Origin of the sequence: Acrocarpospora catenulata, assembly GCF_018476525.1 — a bacterium.
Classification (GTDB): Bacteria; Actinomycetota; Actinomycetes; order Streptosporangiales; family Streptosporangiaceae; genus Acrocarpospora; species Acrocarpospora catenulata.
In genome coordinates this window covers 234,002-249,362 of the sequence record NZ_JAHCST010000011.1, presented here as the reverse complement: position 1 = coordinate 249,362, position 15,361 = coordinate 234,002, and the positions used below count along the sequence as shown (strand labels likewise).

The window sequence follows — 15,361 nt, the reverse complement described above, 5'->3', positions numbered from 1 at the left end:
CACCGCCCTCGAACTCCCCACCCCACCCACCCCCTTCTACGGCTGGGTCGTCGGCGAATCCACCCTCCCCACCGCCCTCCGCCGCCACTGGATCACCACCGGCGTCCCCAAGGAGAACATCATGTTCTGCGGCTACTGGAAGGCCCCCCGCAGCCACGGCTGATCCGGTGCCGTGCCGGTGGCTTCGAGGAAGAGGGGAGACCAGCTCCCGCCGCCTCACCTGGCCCCTCGGATTACTGTAACTTTTGCTGCAAATAGACAAGATCAACCAAGGGTGGATGCAGCAAAAGCTACATCTAGATGTAACTATCGCTGCATAGATGTGTAGTCTTTGCTGCATGAAGCGCCATGAGGCACTCAGGGCGGTGAGCGTACAAGCAGCAGATCAGTGGGGTCTGGTCACGACAGCCCAGGCGAAGCTCGCAGGGCTCACCTCCGTAGACCTGCGCCGCCTGGCTGAAGTCCACCTCGTGGAAGGCGTCGGCCGGGGGGTCTATCTTGTCGCAGGTGCAACGCCGCCAGAGCACCTGGAGATCAAGGTTGCTTGGCTGCGACTGGACCCGACACGTCCAACCTGGAAACGGCTTCAGCCGGAAACCTATGGAGGAGTCGTCTCCCACGGGTCCGCTTGCGAACTCCATCGCCTGGGCGACATCCCAACCTCGGAGGTGGAGATTTCAGTCCCCACCCGTCGGGTCACGAGGGAGCCAGGCGTACGCCTGCATCGCGCCGCGATCGAGGCGTCTGACGTAACGATCGTCGATGGGCTCCCGGTGACCACAGCGGAACGGACAGTGGTAGATCTGCTCGAAGCACGTGCAGATGGTGGACATGTCGGCGGAGTGATCGCAGACGCCATCCGGTTCGGCCTGGTAGATCGAGAAAACCTGGCCGACAGGGCCGCTTATTTTTCCTCCGCCTATGGCTTCCCGCGTTCGGCGTCGGGTGTGCAGTTTCTGAGCTATCTTCTGAAACAAAGCGGCGCAACACTCTTTGTTGACGAGATGGAAATCCGCGCTGCAATAGAAAGGATAGTCGGAGGGGGTGATCTTTTCGCGCTCCGCGAAGACCTGTCTCGTATGGTCCGCACCTCCGGCGAGCCATACGAAGCAACGGCGGAACCGGAAGGCAAGCGAACGAAAACGTCATTCCGAATGCGACGCAGAAGGGTGACGGAAAAGAGTAAACCTTCATCGAAGAAGATGTCTGCCGAAAGCCAACGAGATATACCCCCGGAGGACCGGAGTTGACTCAGCCGTACGCCACTCCTCGCGACTTCGAGCAGGCGATCAAAAGCAAGATCTCCACCTACGCGAAGCAGTCCGGGTTGGAATCCGGCAAGATCCTCCGAAGTTTCTACTTCAGCCGTCTGGCTGCGCGGGTGTTTCATCATGATCCGGATGGGTGGCTTCTGAAGGGAGGTCAGGCCCTTCTGGTGCGATACCCGGCCGAGGCCCGCCTCAGCCAAGATATAGATCTACAACGTCCTGACGCACAGAGCACGAAAGAAGCGCGAGGGGCCCTGCTGCTGGCTGCCCAGATCGACCTGCAGGATTTCTTCACGTTCACCCCGGGGAAATATACTGAGCATGTAGATCAAATAGGGGGAGCAAAGCAGTCGTTCAACGTCGTGTTGGGGGCACGCCCAATGGGCTCCGTAAGCGTTGATTTCGTTACCGGTCGTCACCCGACAAGCGTTCCCGAGATCGTCAAATTGGCTCCCGGCATCGCAATACCCTGGCCGGACGACTGGCCTGATGCGCAACTTTATCCTCTTGCCAATCACGTTGCGGACAAAATCTGCGCCATGTACGAGCGTCACAATGGAGTCGCATCAAGCTGATGGCGCGATCTCGCGGGCCTTCTCCTGATCAGCCAGCGCGAGCAACTGGCCGGTGCCGCTGTGCGAACTGCTCTCGCAAGCGAGACTCTGCGGCGGACCAACCTCGGAATCGATTTAACTCTGCCGAGCAAATTCACCGTTCCCGGACCTTCATGGGAGCGCGGCTACGAATCAGAGGCGAAGAACGTCACCGGGCTGCGCGGCTGTCGGTATCTGTCCGAGGCTCAAGCCGCGGCAGATGTATTCATTACACCGCTGCTCAGCAGCTCCGACCCAGGCCACTGGGATCCCGCTACGTCAGCATGGTCGGGCCGTGGATAGTGATCGGCACTGACCCGGATAGGCGCCTGCCTACACCTTCCGGCGAAGCGCGGCCACAAGAAGATAGATCCGAGGAAGACAGAGTGCCGCCCCGATCACCCAATAAACCTGCGGTTCCAGGTTGAAACCATAAATATCGATCGAAATATTGGATATTTTGGCGCAGCCGGAAGGGTTGCCTTCCCATTCGTAATTATGATCATCGGGGCTGAATTGATATCCACGGGTAGTCTTTCCGGCCCGGTACGACATGATCCCATAAAATGAGTTGGGGTTAAGACTGATGAGGTTAAGGGAAGCCAGAATTCCATCGGCGATGATCGCGTAAAATAGCTGGAGGAAGTAGATTTTTCGCCGCTTCCAGAGCGCTACGATCAACCCGAAGGCAGTCCCAAGAATCGGGACCACGTACAGGATGATTGAATAAAATCGGAACCAGCCTGCAGACCGGACCCGGGGGCCGCGAGAAGCCGCAGGCTCCGGCTCGGGTTGAGTCCGCGCCACGTCGGACGCTGTTTCCCCACCTGGCGACGGCGAGGAGTCCCGGACGGGGTCGGCAGGTGCCACACGCAGAATGGTGGCCGCGGCTTGTGACACACGCCGACTGTCGTCGGTGAGGAGCGTTTGGAGACGCGCGCGGGCAGTCCGGGCAAGTCCAGGACGGTTGGAGTTGAGCAGTTCACCCAGCGAATACACCGCGCCCACGCGCAAGGCGAGGTTGGATTCCGCCAACCCTGTCGTTATTTCCGCTGGAAGCGGCTCACCGCCACCGCCGGCGCTGCGGGCGATGACGATATCGCCACGTACGCTGCCCACTTTCTCCGGAGTCTGGTTGGGAGTGTCCCTCCGTACCCGGTCGAAGACATAGTCATAAAGCTCGTCGACCGAGATGAGTCCGTCGGCGTCGAGATCGGCGTCTCCGGTGCGCAACCCCTCCACCAAGGCGTTGGTGAAGATGGACGGAGCACCTACCTGGGCGAAAACACCGGTGTTGGCCTCGTAGGAGTACTCCAGCGCCGACGAAGAAGAGATCACGATTCGCCCGCGTCCGCGGAAGCGGTCCAGGTCGATCTGGGGAGCTGTGCGCTGGGCGAAACCATCCGCGAACGCGCCGCTGTAGCAGCAGTCCAGGAGCAGCACTATCTGGTCCGACCTGCTGTGCGTCATCTGCTCGTTGACGAACACGGACGACAGTCCCGTGGCAGCAAGTCGGTCGAGCCGGGTGTTGGGCATCGCGAAATACAGGCGTCCCGCGGTGTCCTTGATCCCGTGACACGACAGGTACAGCAAGAGAAGATCGCCACGTTTGCCCGCCGAGAAAAACCCTTCAATTTCCTCGGCCACTTCTGACGCGGGGCGGTTCGCCACCTGGTGGACGTCGAAGCCTCCCACTGCCGCGTCGCCCAGGACCTCAGCGAGGCGGCTCACATCGTGGACGGGGGCACGTAACCGATTCAGGCCGGGATCGGTGAATCTGTCGGCGGCGATCAGCAGAGCTCGCGCTTGTCCTTCACGAGCTACCATGGCGTTCGATCCGCATGTTGATCAGCCAGTTCTGGCTGCGGTGCGATACACCGGTGAGTTCGACGACATCTCATCGAATTAGTCCGGCTAACGCAGCGGGACTGGCCGGCGCGAACGAGCGGCAACTCCCGCCTTAGCCGGTTCGTTGCTTGATCCAAATGCTCTGGAGAAAAGTCATCCGCCGGGCCGAGCCTGATCCGCACAATTCGGGGGGCCGGCGCTAGCGGAAACGTTGAGTTTCGGGGGTTTGGGGTGGCAGGCCGAGGAAGTAGGCCAGGGAGCGCATGTTGTGGTCGAAGAATTCGGTGCGGTGGGTGATGACGTTGTTGAACTGGCCGAAGAGTTCGAAGCTGACCATGCCGTAGATGGCGGTCCAGGCGATGACGCCGCGGGTGACGAGGTCGGCCGAGACGCCGGGCATGACGGCGCGGACGGCTTGGGCGTCGGTGGCCAGGATGTCGGGGGGTGGGGGGCAGATGTCGGGGGCGTTGAGGTGGCCGGCGGTGTGGGCGTCGGCGAGGATGCGGCCGTAGACGATGGTGCTGCGGGCGGCGGGGGCGATGGTGTCCTGGGGGGCGCGGTAGCCGGGGACCGGGGAGCCGTAGATCAGGGCGTACTCGTGGGGGTTGGCCAGGGCCCAGTCGCGGATGGCGTGGCAGACGGCCAGCCAGCGGGTGGTGTATTCGGTGCGGGGGCAGACGGCGTCGGCGGCTTCGACGGCGGCGCCGGCGGCGTTGTAACCGTCCACGATCAACGCGGTGAGCAGGTCGTCTTTTGTCGGGAAGTAGCGGTGGATGGCCGAGGAGGCCATGCCCATCTCCCGGGCGACCGCGCGGAGGGAGATCCCCGTCGCTCCCTCGGTGGCCAGCTGCGTGCGGGCGATGTCGGTGATCTCGCGGACCAACTCGGCCCGGACTCGTTCTCGTGCGGTACGACTTGCGCTCACGATCCGACCATAGCAGAGCGGTAGAACAAAGAGAGAGCACCGCTCTTGACGAATAGTGCTCGAAAGAGAGAGCATTGCTCTCGTAACGAAGCGGCGATCCGAGGTAAGGAACACCCCATGGGCAAGCACGTCATCGTCGGCGCCGGCCAGGTCGGCCGCCAGCTCGGCACACTCCTCCTGGACCAGGGCCACGAGGTGGTCCAGATCTCACGGTCCGGCTCCGGCGCCCCCGGCGCCCAGCTGATCGCCACCAACGCCGCGGACGCCGACGCGCTGATCCGCGCCGCCAAGGGCGCCGACGCCCTCTACAACTGCGTCAACCCGCTCTACCACCGCTGGCCGATCGACTGGCCCCCGATGGCCGCCTCTTTCCTCCGCACCGCCGAGGCCACCGGCGCGGCACTGATCATCCTCGGCAACCTGTACGGCTACGGCCCCGTGACCGGTCCGATGACCGAGGACCTCCCCCTGGCGAGCAAGGGCGTCAAGGGTCGCGTCCGCGCCGAGATATGGCACCGGGCACTGGCCGCCCACGAGGCGGGCAGGATCAGGGTCACCGAGCTCCGCGCCTCCGACTACTACGGCCCCGGCTCCACCGACCAGGCGTTCCTGACCAACTACGTGATCATCCCCACCGCCCAGGGCAAGCGGGCCACCGTGCTCAGCGACCCCGACATCCCCCACGCCTGGTCCTACCTCCCCGACGTGGCCAGGGCCCTGGCCATCGCGGGAACCGACGAACGCGCCTGGGGCCGCCCCTGGCACGTCCCCACCCTCCCCGCCCTTTCCGCCCGGGAGATCGCCGAACGCACGGCACGCCTGGCGGGAGCCCGCGCGCCCCGGATCACCGAGATCCCCGGCTGGCTGATCAGGACCATGGGCGTGGCATGGCCCTTGATGCGCGAGATGCGGGAGACCCGCTACCAGTTCGACCGCCCGTTCCTCCTCGACTCCTCGGCCTTCGAGACCACCTTCGGCCTGGCCCCGACGCCGGTGGACGAGGCGATCAAGGCGACCTTGAGTAAAGTCGGGGGATGAGAATCGGAGTCGTCGGACTCGGCGATATCGCGGCGAAGGCGTACCTGCCGGTGCTCGGCGCCACCCCCGGGCTGGACCTGCGGTTCTGCACCAGGAACAGCGAGACGCTCCATCGGCTGGGGGACACCTACCGGGTGCCGAGCCGGTTCACCGATCTGGGGGAGCTGATCAGGTCCGGGATCGACGCGGCTTTCGTCCATGCGGCCACCGAGGCCCACTCCGAGATCGTCTCCCGGCTGCTGGAGGCCGGAGTATCCGTCTACGTGGACAAGCCGCTTGCCTACCACCTGGCCGACGTCGAGAAACTGGTCCGGCTGGGCCGCGAGCGTGAACGCTCACTCATGGTCGGCTTCAACAGAAGGTACGCCCCCGGCTACGCGGCCCTGGCCAAGCTGCCAAGGAACCTGATCGTGCTTCAGAAGAACCGCACCGGCCAGGCCGAGGACCCGCGTGCGGCCACTTTCGACGACTTCATCCACGTCGCCGACACCCTGCGCTTCCTCGCCCCAGGCGAGATCACCACCACCCGGATCACCACCCGAGTCGTGGACGGCCTGCTCGAGCACATCGTCCTGGAACTCGGCGGTGCCGGATTCACCGCGCTCGGCCTGATGAGCCGGGTGAGCGGCGCCGCCGAGGAATCCTGCGAAACCATGGGCGGCGGGCAGAAACACCGCGTGGTCAACCTCGGCGACACGATCACCTACACCGGGAACGGCGAGACCTTGGTCCGCCGGCCGGATTGGACGCCGGTGTCCCGGCAGCGGGGCATCGAGCAGGTCGTCTATGAGTTCCTGGAGGCGGTCCGGGAAGGCCGCCTGCTCGATGCCGGTGACGCGCTGGAGACGCACCGCCTGTGTGAGGAGATCGTCCGTTCGGCGAACGGGGATCAGGGGTAGAGCCCGCGGAGGCGGTGGGCCTCGGCCACCCGGCCGACGCCGATCGCGTGGGCTGCCTGGCGCAAGGTCAGGCCCCTGTCGGCGGCCAGTCCGGTGACCTCGCGGTACGCGCCCAGCATGAGGTCGCGCAACTTCAGCTCGACCTCGTCGGCGCTCCACGAGTACGCCTGCGAGTTCTGCACCCACTCCAGGTAGGACACGATGACCCCGCCCGCGTTGGCCAGGATGTCGGGCACCACCGTGGTGCCCTGCGCGGCCAGGATGCGGTCGGCCGCCGGCGTGGTCGGCCCGTTGGCGCCCTCGACGATCAGCCGGGCCTTCACGCGGTGCGCGTTGGCCTCGGTGAGCACGCCCTCCAGGGCGGCGGGGACCAGCACATCCACGTCGAGTTCGAGCAGTTCGTCGTGGCTGATGGCGTCCGCACGGGGGTAGCCGGCGACCCCGCCGGTGTCGGCCACCCAGGCCCGCAGGTCGGTCACGTCCAGGTTGGGCGCGTACACGGCCCCAGAGGCGTCCGAGACCGCTACGACGCGGCACCCGGCCTCGGCCAGGAACTGCGCGGCGGGCCCGCCCACCTTCCCGAAGCCCTGAACCGCGACGGTACGGCCTTCCGCCGACCCGAGCGCGGCCAGCGTGACGATCTGCACCCCGCGCGAGGTCGCCCCGGACCGGCCGTGCGAACCGCCGAGCAGGGTGGGCTTCCCGGTGACCACGCCCGGCACGGTGTAGCCGGAGTGCACGCTGTAGGTGTCCATGATCCAGGCCATGGTCTGCTCGTCGGTGCCGACGTCGGGGGCGGGGATGTCCCGCTCGGGGCCGATCAGCGGCTGGATCTCGTTGGCGTAGCGGCGGGTCAGCCGCTCCAGCTCACGCGAGGTGAACGTGCCGGGATCGACGGCCACGCCACCCTTCGCCCCGCCGTACGGGATGCCGACCAGGGCGCACTTCCAGGTCATCCACATCGCGAGCGCGGTGACCTCGGCCAGGTCGGTGTGCGGGTGGAAGCGGATGCCGCCCTTGGCGGGGCCGCGGGTGAGGTTGTGCTGGACGCGGTAGCCCTGCACCACCTCCATGCGCCCGTCCTCGCGGCGTACCGGCACCGAGACGGTGAGCGAGCGGCGGGGTGTGGCCAGCATGCGGTGCAGGCCGTCGTCGAGGCCGAGGAAGCGGACCGCCTCGGCTAGCTGGGACTGGGCGGCGTCCAGGGCCTGCCGCCCCGGGGTCAGGTCCCGAATTCCCGACGTCGTTGTCGGGAAGTCCGTGATGGTCATGTCGGAGCGTGCTCCTCCAGGTCGTGGCCGGCGCGTCGCTGAACACGAGGAACCGGGCGTACCGGCGTCATTGCCGGAACGTTCCCATCGGACCCCGCCGTGAGCGACGCCTGTTTCGTTTGATCCAATCCTGGACTCACGGCGTTGCGGAATAGGACGACTCGGCGGAACCGGTCGGTTAATTCGGCGTTATGGAGTGAGTCGTGGTGTGTCGGCTGTGTGTCGCGGCGGCCGGTCCGGCTGCGGTATCACTGGAGGGTGACAGACCTGGTAATCGGTCCCCTGCTCCGGTACGTGGACGCGTCGGTCGCGACCATCTGGGTCGAGACGGGCAGGCCGTGTACGGTCACCGTGGTCGCCGGGGAGGAACGGGTCAGCGAGCCCACCTTTACGGTGCACGGCCACCATTACGCCATCCTGGACATTCCGCTCAGCAAGCCCGTGTCGTACCGGGTGGCGCTGGACGGGACCGAGGTCTGGCCGTTGGAGGGCATCGAGCCGAGCGTGATCCGGCCGGTGGAACGGCTGGAGAAGGTGGTGTTCGGGTCGTGCCGGACCAGTGTGCCGCACGACGCCGCGCACACCCTGTCGCACGGCGTGGACACCCTCCGCGCGTACGGGCACGCGCTCACCGTGGACGAGGGGCTGCCGGATCTGCTGCTGATGCTCGGCGACCAGGTCTACGCCGACGAACCCTCGGTGGAAATGCTGGACTATATCCGGAACCGCCGGAACGGCACCGAGCCGGTGGACGAGATCGCCGACTTCGAGGAGTACGCCGAGCTCTACCGGCAGGCGTGGACCGACCCGGAGATCCGGTGGCTGCTCTCGACCGTGCCCACCGCGATGATCTTCGATGACCACGACCTGCGGGACGACTGGAACACCTCCCGGCCCTGGCGCGAGCAGATGGCCCAGGTGGCCTGGTGGCAGCGGCGGGTGGTGGCGGGGCTCGGGGCGTACTGGATCTACCAGCACCTGGGGAACCTGACCCCGGCCGAGCGGGCCGCCGACGAGGTGCTGGCCAAGATCAAGGCCGCCCCGGACGGCGCCGAGGTGCTGGACGCGTTCGCCGAGCGGGCCGACGCCGACCCCATGTCCAACCGCTGGAGTTACGCCCGCGACTACGGCTCCACCCGGCTGATCATGCTGGACACCCGCTGCGCCCGCCACCTGGAGCCGGGCGCGCGGAGCATGCTGGACAGCGCCGAATGGGGCTGGCTGGTCGAGCAGGTCGCGGGCGACCATGAGTTCCTGCTGGTCGGCTCCTCGGTGCCGGTGCTGCTTCCGGCCGGGATCCACCACGTGGAGGCGTGGAACGAGGCGCTGGCCGACGGCGCCTGGGGCAGGCGGGTGGCCCGCTTTTCAGAGCGCGTCCGGCAGGCGGTGGACCTGGAGCACTGGGCCGCCTTCCGCCGGTCCTTCGAACGGCTCTGCCGCCTGCTGGCCGGGTCCGGCTCGACCGTGCTGCTGCTCTCGGGGGACGTGCACTACTCGTACGTGGCCAGGATCAAGGGCGCGCCCGTCTACCAGCTGGTCTGCTCGCCCATCCGCAACCCGCTCAGCCGGTTGCTGCGGCTGGCCAACATCCTCGCCCAGTTCGGCGTGGCCGGTCTGGCCGGCGGCCTGCTGGCGCGGACCGCCAGGCTGCCCAGGCCGCCCTACCGCTGGAAGATCACCGACGGACCCTGGTTCTCCAACGCCCTGGCCATGCTGACCTTCAGCGAAGGCGCAAGCGAAGGTGACGGAGCCGCGGAGGCCCGGTGGTACAGCCCGACTCTGGCCGATCCCCCCGGGCTCTCCGAGATCTCCCGGGTACGGCTTACGCGAACTCCTTGAGCGCGAGCTCCAGCCGGTCCACCGCCCAGTCCAGGTCCGCCGCCGAGATCACCAGCGGCGGGGCCAGCCGGATGGTGGACCCGTGGGTGTCCTTGGCCAGCACGCCCTGGCGCATCATCGCCTCGCACACCTGACGCCCGGTGGCCAGCGAAGGATCGATGTCCACCCCCGCCCACAGGCCGCGCCCGCGCACGGTGATCACGCCCGGCAGGGCACGCAACCGGTCATGCAGCCGTTCGCCGAGCTCCCTGGCCCGGGTCTGGAACTCGCCCCGGTTCAGGATGTTGATCACCGCGTTGCCGACCGCGCAGGCCAGCGGGTTGCCGCCGAAGGTGGAGCCGTGCTGGCCCGGCCGGATCACGCCGAGCACGTCGGCGTTGGCCGCCACCGCCGAGACCGGCACCACGCCGCCGCCGAGCGCCTTGCCCAGGACGTACATGTCCGGGACGACGCCCTCGTGGTCGCAGGCGAAGGTCTGCCCGGTCCGCCCCAGGCCGGACTGGATCTCGTCGGCGATGAACAGAATGTCGGCCGCCGTGCAGATCTCGCGTACCTGGGTCAGGTAGCCGTCCGGGGGCACCAGCACGCCCGCCTCGCCCTGGATCGGCTCCAGCAGCACCGCCACCGTGTTCTCGTCGATGGCGTCCCGGATCGCGTCGGCGGAGCCGTACTTCACGATCTTGAAGCCGGGGGTGTAGGGGCCGTAGCCGTCGCGGGCGTCCGGGTCGGTGGAGAAGCTCACGATCGTGGTGGTCCGGCCGTGGAAGTTGTCCTCCATCACGATGATGTTGGGTTCCCGTACGCCCTTGACCTCGTGACCCCACTTCCGGGCCACCTTGATCGCGGTCTCCACGGCCTCGGCGCCGGTGTTCATCGGCAGGATCATGTCCTTGCCGCACAGGTCGGCCAGACCGGCCGCGAAGGCGGCGAACTGGTCGTGGTAGAAGGCGCGGCTGGTCAGCGTGACCCGGTCCAGCTGGGCCCGGGCCGCCGCCAGGATCTCGGGGTTGCCGTGCCCGAAGTTGAGCGAGGAGTAGCCGGCCAGGCAGTCCAGGTAGCGTTTGCCCTCGACGTCGGTCACCCATGCGCCTTCCGCGTGGGCGATGACGACCGGGAGCGGGTGGTAGTTGTGCGCGCTGCGGCGGTCGCTCAGCTCGACCATGTCCCGGGTGTTCACGACCGGATCTCCAGGGTGCAGCACTTCGGGCCGCCGCCGGCCTTGCGCAGCTCGGACAGGTCCACGGGGACGACCTGGTACCCGGCGCGGGTCAGGCTGTCCTGGAGCCCGGTGGCCTCGGCGTTGACGACCACGTTCAGACCGTCGCTGACCGCGTTCAGGCCGAGCACCGTCGCGTCCGCCTCACCGGCCAGGATCGCGTCCGGGAACAGGCGGCGCAGCACGTTCAGGCTGCCCTCGGAGAACGCGCCCGGGTAGTAGGCGATGTTGCCGTCGCCGAGCGGGAAGAGCGCGGTGTCCAGGTGGTAGAAGCGGGGGTCCACCAGGCGGAGGGTGATCACCGGGCGGCCGAGGAACTCCTGGGCCTCCATGTGCGCGGCTACGTCGGTGCGGAAACCCGTCCCGGCGAGGATCATTTCGTCCAGGGTGAGGAAGTCGCCTTCGCCCTCGTTCGTGAAGGCCGGTTCCTTGACCGGGTACCCCTGTCCCGTGAACCAGTTCAGGTACGCGGGGGCTTCGGCGGCCCGCTCGGAATGGGCGAACCGCGCCCCGTACACCTTGCCGTCCACGACCAGCGCGCCGTTGGCGGCGAACACCATGTCCGGCAGGCCGTCGATCGGGTCGATCACACTGACCTTGTGGCCCAGCTCCTCGTAGGCCCGCTTCAGGGCCTCCCACTGGTGTACGGCCGTCGCCGCGCTCGCGCCCGCTGCCGGGTCCATCCAGGGGTTGATCGCATACGTCACGGCGAAGAACTCCGGCCGGCACATGAGATAGTGCCGGGTGGTGGCTACTCGGTGGCTCTGGGTAGTCACTGCCAAGTTCGCGGGAATCACGGAATGTCTCCATAAAAGAAGGTGGAGGCGGCTTCCTTCAGCGTAGGAACAGCGGTGACGTGCGCCAATGCTGCCCCATTGCGTCCCAATGGCGATCGATTGCGTGTTTGCCCGCTTCCGTGGCGATTTGTTACGCACGGGGGCTTGGGTGGGGTTGTTATGTAACCCGAGGCTCGTTGGCGATCAACCTGGTCAGCACGATCGCGCTCTTGGTCCGCGCCACGAACGGCTCCGCCGCGATCCGCTCGATGACCTCCTCCACGTGCCGCACATCGGTCGCCCGGATGTGCAACAGCGCATCGGCCTCACCGGTGACCGTACAGGCCGACACCACCTCCGGATGCCGCGCCACCGCCAGCCCGATCGCCGACGGCGACGTCTTCCCCTGACAGAACAGCTCCACGTACGCCTCGGTGGTCCACCCCAGCGCGGCCGGCTCCACCCGCGCCGTGAACCCCGTGATCGCCCCCGACTGCACCAGCCGATCCACCCGCCGCTTCACCGCCGGCGCCGACAACCCCACCTGCCCGCCGATCTCCGCATAGGTGGAACGGGCATCCTCCACCAGGGCCCCGATGATGGCGCGGTCCAACTCGTCCAACTTCACGCCACCTGTATACCGCCCCTCCGCCCCCAGCCTCTGGTACGCCGAGGCTCGCGCTGGCAGCGCCGTCCGGGCAACAAGACCAGATCCCTCCGCGAGGAGGAACGTCAGGTATCAGTGTCTTTCGGGTGCCGCGGCGAGGCGTAGATGATCCAGACAGTACGGCTGGCGTCATCGATGGCATAGCGGACGCGTCCGCCGCTGGTGACTTCGAACTCCCATTGCTCCAGGTCCTGGCCGTTGTGGCGATGGGTTCCAAGGTCGCCGCGTAGGCGATGTTGCCGCTCGTGATCTGCCCGGGAGCGCGGATCGACGCGAAGGATCTCGAAGCATCGGCGAGTGTTGGCCAGGGCGTGGCGGCACAGTTCCTCCCAGCCTTTGACCGCGTCGCTGGTACCGAACCGGATGTCCCATTGGTCTTCGGGAGGTGGAACGGTGACCCTGTCTCCTCGTTTAGGGCTCACGCTGAGACCTCTACGGGTCCGAAGTCACCCTTCGTGGTCTTGCGGGCCTGGGCGTAATGGGAAGGGTCTGCCTTTATCCGTGCCGTGGCCCGCCAGCCCGCGATGACCTCCTGGATGTTGGCATCGACGTCCAGCTCCGCGGCGTCGGATAGCGCTTCTACCAGTTCGAGGGTGAAGGCGCGCAGTTCGTCGGAGGTGAGGTGCCGAGCCCAGGGAAAGACCTCGGGCATGGCGATGACCAGCGCACGAGCGGTCGGATCATGTTTGATCAAAGCCAGGAACAACCGGGAAGCCGTGGCCAGGGTCTGTTCCCGCCGGTCTTCACGATCTGCTGCCATCAGATAGAAGTCGGGGGAGTCGCGGTGAGTGACGCGCACCTTCCCCAAGCTGGCAGCACGATCGGCCACCGCCCGAGGGTTTCGTGACAGGTCTGAGAACGTGACCGCGTCCGCGTGGCTGATGCTCATACTATGAGTCTAGTCAGAACACGTTCTGATGGGGCCTGAACGAGCATTTGCGGTATCCGAGCACTAGTTGATCTTGGTCGAGCATGTCGAGGTACTGCCGGGTTACGGGAGGGGTGAGGTCGGGGTGCATCACGTCGCTCGCCGCAACCCCGGCTGTCTTGGTGTTCGTGGCCCCTGTGGGCGCCTTGCTTCAACCGGCGCATACCCCGCCGCCCCGGTATATTCATGGAGATCTGGTAGGTAATTGGCCCAGGGGTGGCGGATGGATTATGTGAAGGTTGCCCAGGGTGTGGCTGAGGTGCTGGGCGTTGATGTGGGGGATCGGGATCGGGCTGGGTCTGCGCCGGTCGCTGAGGTGGGTGTGTTGCGGGAGTCTGGGTTGCTCGGGCTGCTGGCGGAGGGGGGCTGGCGGGATGCGTTGGAGGTCGTGCAGGTTGTTGCGCGGGCGGATGCTTCGGTGGGCATGTTGCTCGGTTATCACTATCTGCATCTGTGGCGGCTGGGGCATTACGACAACCAGGAGTTGAGTCAGCGGGCGGTGCGGGGGGCGGTCGAGCAGGGGTGGTTCTGGGGAGGGGCCAGTAATCCGCGTGATCCTGGGCTCGTGCTCGTTCCGGAGGGGGGCGGGTATCGGATCAGTGGGCGGAAGGCGTTCGCTACCGGGGCGCAGGTGGCGGACAGGATTGTGGTCAGTGGCACGCTGCCGGACGGGCCGAAGGTCATGCTGGTGGTGGCGGGGGACGCGGACGGGGTTACGCACGGGGACGACTGGAACGCCTTTGGGGTGCGCCGGTCGGCCAGTGGCACCATCGCATTTGACGGCGTGTGGGTGGGGCCTGAGTGGGTGGTTGGCGAGGTGCCGGCCAGCGAGGCCGCCGCACGGCCTGATCAGAGCCTGGTGGTGCCTGGGTTTCAGGTGGTTTTCGTGAATCTGTATACGGGGATCGCGCAGGGGGCGCTGGCCGCTGCCGCCGAGTACACGCGGACCAAGTCGCGGCCGTGGGGCGGGGGCGAGAGCGCTACCCAGGATCCGTACACGCTGGAGACGTACGGCGAGCTGGCCGCGGAGGTGGCGGCGGCGGATGCGCTGGCCGAGCGGGCGCGGCTGGCCTTTGACGGGGCCGTCGCCAAGGGGAGGGCGCTGACGGCGGGGGAGCGGGGCGAGGTGGCCGTGGCCATCGCCACTGCGAAGGTTGTCGCGCAGCGGGCGGTGCTGGAGGTCACCTCGCGGGTGTTCGAGGTGATGGGGGCCCGGGCGACCACGGCGGGGTTCGACCGCTACTGGCGGGACGCCCGGACGCACACGTTGCACGACCCGTTGGCGTACAAGCTGCGCGAGGTCGGCGATTACACGTTGAACGGCGTGTACCCCGCGCCGGGTCCGTACTCCTGAACCCTGGCCCAAAACGTGTCCTGTGCCGGGCCCGTACTCCTGACCCCGGCCCCGTGTCCTGCGCCGGGACCCGGGCCCGGAACATGTCCTACTCCTGGCCTCGGTCGGCGGCGATGGTGTCGTAGTCGGGGATGCGGGTGGCGATCGGGTCGCCGGTGAAGTTGCCCACCCAGCCGTCGTCGTCGTGGAAGAAGCGGATGGCGGTGAAGTCGGGGTGGGTGCCCATGTCGAACCAGTGGGTGGTGAGTTTGGGGACGCTGAGGAGGTCGCCGGGCTCGCAGAGGACGGCGTGGACGCGGCCGTTGACGTGCAGGTAGAAGATGCCGGAGCCGGCGACGAAGAAGCGGACCTCGTCGTCGTCGTGGGTGTGCTCGGCGAGGAACTTGGCGCGGGCGTCGGCGGCGCGGTCCGGCCAGTCGGGGGTGTCGTCGGGGTGGAGTTGGGCGACGTCGACGAAGGTGTAGCCCTCTTCGGCGATGACGGCGGCGACCTGGTCGCGGTAGGCGGTGAGGATCTCGTCCTGGGCGGCCCCGGAGAGGCCCTCGATGGTGTCCCAGTGGCGGAGGCGGACGCCGATCTCCTTGAGGGTGGTGGCGATCTCCGCGCTGTCCGAGGTCCGCAGCAGCGTCTCCGGTGTGGCGTCGTCGGTGTAAACGGTGAGGTACGTCATTGGCTCTGCCCCTAATAAACCGCTATATGTGTAAACCCTACATGAAAAGTAGACAATTGGCCTGAGCTG

At 66.8% G+C, this 15,361-nt stretch carries 16 protein-coding genes; 7 read left to right on the top strand and 9 right to left on the bottom strand.

Translation table 11 applies throughout. The annotated features are described in order from the left end of the window. The 3 genes from KIP79_RS14545 to KIP79_RS14535 form a co-directional block, all read left to right on the top strand. Positions 1 to 163: SIP domain-containing protein (locus KIP79_RS14545; RefSeq protein ID WP_214105320.1), on the top strand; the 163-nt coding region annotated here is incomplete at its 5' end. Positions 164 to 338: 175 nt separating this feature from the next. Beyond that, positions 339 to 1,250 (top strand): type IV toxin-antitoxin system AbiEi family antitoxin domain-containing protein, encoded by a 912-nt coding sequence (locus KIP79_RS14540; protein WP_214105304.1) that lies wholly within the window; start codon positions 339 to 341, stop codon positions 1,248 to 1,250. After that, on the top strand, positions 1,247 to 1,843 hold the full coding sequence (locus KIP79_RS14535) for a nucleotidyl transferase AbiEii/AbiGii toxin family protein (protein WP_214105303.1): 597 nt from the start codon (positions 1,247 to 1,249) through the stop codon (positions 1,841 to 1,843). The genes KIP79_RS14540 and KIP79_RS14535 overlap by 4 nt, the downstream gene beginning before the upstream one ends. 351 nt (positions 1,844 to 2,194) lie before the next feature. On the opposite strand, the gene KIP79_RS14530 is transcribed toward KIP79_RS14535, so the two are convergent. Continuing rightward, positions 2,195 to 3,688, bottom strand: a complete 1,494-nt coding sequence (locus tag KIP79_RS14530) for a caspase family protein (RefSeq protein ID WP_214105302.1) — start codon at positions 3,686 to 3,688, stop codon at positions 2,195 to 2,197. A 220-nt stretch (positions 3,689 to 3,908) separates the two neighbouring features. Continuing rightward, entirely contained in the window at positions 3,909 to 4,634 is a 726-nt protein-coding gene (locus KIP79_RS14525; RefSeq protein WP_214105301.1) for a TetR/AcrR family transcriptional regulator, read from the bottom strand. Between the two features lie 117 nt (positions 4,635 to 4,751). On the opposite strand from KIP79_RS14525, the gene KIP79_RS14520 reads away from it, so the two are divergent. Next, a complete protein-coding gene (locus KIP79_RS14520) occupies positions 4,752 to 5,672 on the top strand; it encodes an NAD-dependent epimerase/dehydratase family protein (protein ID WP_214105300.1) in 921 nt (306 codons plus the stop codon). Beyond that, a complete protein-coding gene (locus KIP79_RS14515) occupies positions 5,669 to 6,571 on the top strand; it encodes a Gfo/Idh/MocA family protein (RefSeq protein WP_214105299.1) in 903 nt (300 codons plus the stop codon). Before KIP79_RS14520 ends, KIP79_RS14515 begins: the two co-directional genes overlap by 4 nt. Here the strand turns inward: KIP79_RS14515 and KIP79_RS14510 are convergent. Further along, on the bottom strand, positions 6,562 to 7,842 hold the full coding sequence (locus KIP79_RS14510; RefSeq protein ID WP_214105298.1) for a Glu/Leu/Phe/Val family dehydrogenase: 1,281 nt from the start codon (positions 7,840 to 7,842) through the stop codon (positions 6,562 to 6,564). The genes KIP79_RS14515 and KIP79_RS14510 overlap by 10 nt on opposite strands. A gap of 258 nt (positions 7,843 to 8,100) precedes the next feature. Between KIP79_RS14510 and KIP79_RS14505 the strand changes: the two genes are divergently transcribed. Next, on the top strand, positions 8,101 to 9,681 hold the full coding sequence (locus KIP79_RS14505; protein ID WP_214105297.1) for an alkaline phosphatase D family protein: 1,581 nt from the start codon (positions 8,101 to 8,103) through the stop codon (positions 9,679 to 9,681). Here KIP79_RS14505 and rocD read toward each other — a convergent pair. The 5 genes from rocD to KIP79_RS14480 all read right to left on the bottom strand — a co-directional run bounded on the left by rocD (position 9,665) and on the right by KIP79_RS14480 (position 13,229). Then, on the bottom strand, positions 9,665 to 10,843 hold the full coding sequence (gene rocD, locus KIP79_RS14500; RefSeq protein ID WP_214105318.1) for an ornithine--oxo-acid transaminase: 1,179 nt from the start codon (positions 10,841 to 10,843) through the stop codon (positions 9,665 to 9,667). The two genes, KIP79_RS14505 and rocD, sit on opposite strands and share 17 nt — an antisense overlap. A gap of 11 nt (positions 10,844 to 10,854) precedes the next feature. Beyond that, entirely contained in the window at positions 10,855 to 11,628 is a 774-nt protein-coding gene (ddaH, locus tag KIP79_RS14495; protein WP_214105319.1) for a dimethylargininase, read from the bottom strand. A gap of 223 nt (positions 11,629 to 11,851) precedes the next feature. Then, on the bottom strand, positions 11,852 to 12,301 hold the full coding sequence (locus tag KIP79_RS14490; protein ID WP_214105296.1) for an Lrp/AsnC family transcriptional regulator: 450 nt from the start codon (positions 12,299 to 12,301) through the stop codon (positions 11,852 to 11,854). A 104-nt stretch (positions 12,302 to 12,405) separates the two neighbouring features. Then, positions 12,406 to 12,762 (bottom strand): hypothetical protein, encoded by a 357-nt coding sequence (locus KIP79_RS14485; protein WP_214105295.1) that lies wholly within the window; start codon positions 12,760 to 12,762, stop codon positions 12,406 to 12,408. Next, a complete protein-coding gene (locus tag KIP79_RS14480; protein WP_214105294.1) occupies positions 12,759 to 13,229 on the bottom strand; it encodes a hypothetical protein in 471 nt (156 codons plus the stop codon). Before KIP79_RS14480 ends, KIP79_RS14485 begins: the two co-directional genes overlap by 4 nt. A 364-nt stretch (positions 13,230 to 13,593) precedes the next feature. On the opposite strand from KIP79_RS14480, the gene KIP79_RS14475 reads away from it, so the two are divergent. Then, positions 13,594 to 14,622: an acyl-CoA dehydrogenase family protein gene (locus KIP79_RS14475; RefSeq protein ID WP_214105293.1), complete on the top strand. Its 1,029-nt coding sequence runs from the start codon at positions 13,594 to 13,596 to the stop codon at positions 14,620 to 14,622. 88 nt (positions 14,623 to 14,710) lie between these two features. Here KIP79_RS14475 and KIP79_RS14470 read toward each other — a convergent pair whose 3' ends face one another. Beyond that, positions 14,711 to 15,292 carry a 1,2-dihydroxy-3-keto-5-methylthiopentene dioxygenase gene (locus KIP79_RS14470; protein ID WP_214105292.1) on the bottom strand — a complete coding sequence of 194 codons (582 nt, stop codon included), beginning with the start codon at positions 15,290 to 15,292 and terminating at the stop codon, positions 14,711 to 14,713. Between the last annotated feature and the right edge of the window lie 69 nt (positions 15,293 to 15,361).

Coding starts and splice junctions, on each gene's coding strand:
- KIP79_RS14540 (WP_214105304.1), top strand. CDS start 339: ATGAAGCGCCATGAGGCACTCAGGGCGGTGAGCGTACAAGCAGCAGAT.
- KIP79_RS14530 (WP_214105302.1), bottom strand. CDS start 3,688: ATGGTAGCTCGTGAAGGACAAGCGCGAGCTCTGCTGATCGCCGCCGAC.
- KIP79_RS14520 (WP_214105300.1), top strand. CDS start 4,752: ATGGGCAAGCACGTCATCGTCGGCGCCGGCCAGGTCGGCCGCCAGCTC.
- KIP79_RS14515 (WP_214105299.1), top strand. CDS start 5,669: ATGAGAATCGGAGTCGTCGGACTCGGCGATATCGCGGCGAAGGCGTAC.
- KIP79_RS14510 (WP_214105298.1), bottom strand. CDS start 7,842: ATGACCATCACGGACTTCCCGACAACGACGTCGGGAATTCGGGACCTG.
- rocD (WP_214105318.1), bottom strand. CDS start 10,843: ATGGTCGAGCTGAGCGACCGCCGCAGCGCGCACAACTACCACCCGCTC.
- ddaH (WP_214105319.1), bottom strand. CDS start 11,628: ATGTGCCGGCCGGAGTTCTTCGCCGTGACGTATGCGATCAACCCCTGG.
- KIP79_RS14480 (WP_214105294.1), bottom strand. CDS start 13,229: ATGAGCATCAGCCACGCGGACGCGGTCACGTTCTCAGACCTGTCACGA.
- KIP79_RS14470 (WP_214105292.1), bottom strand. CDS start 15,292: ATGACGTACCTCACCGTTTACACCGACGACGCCACACCGGAGACGCTG.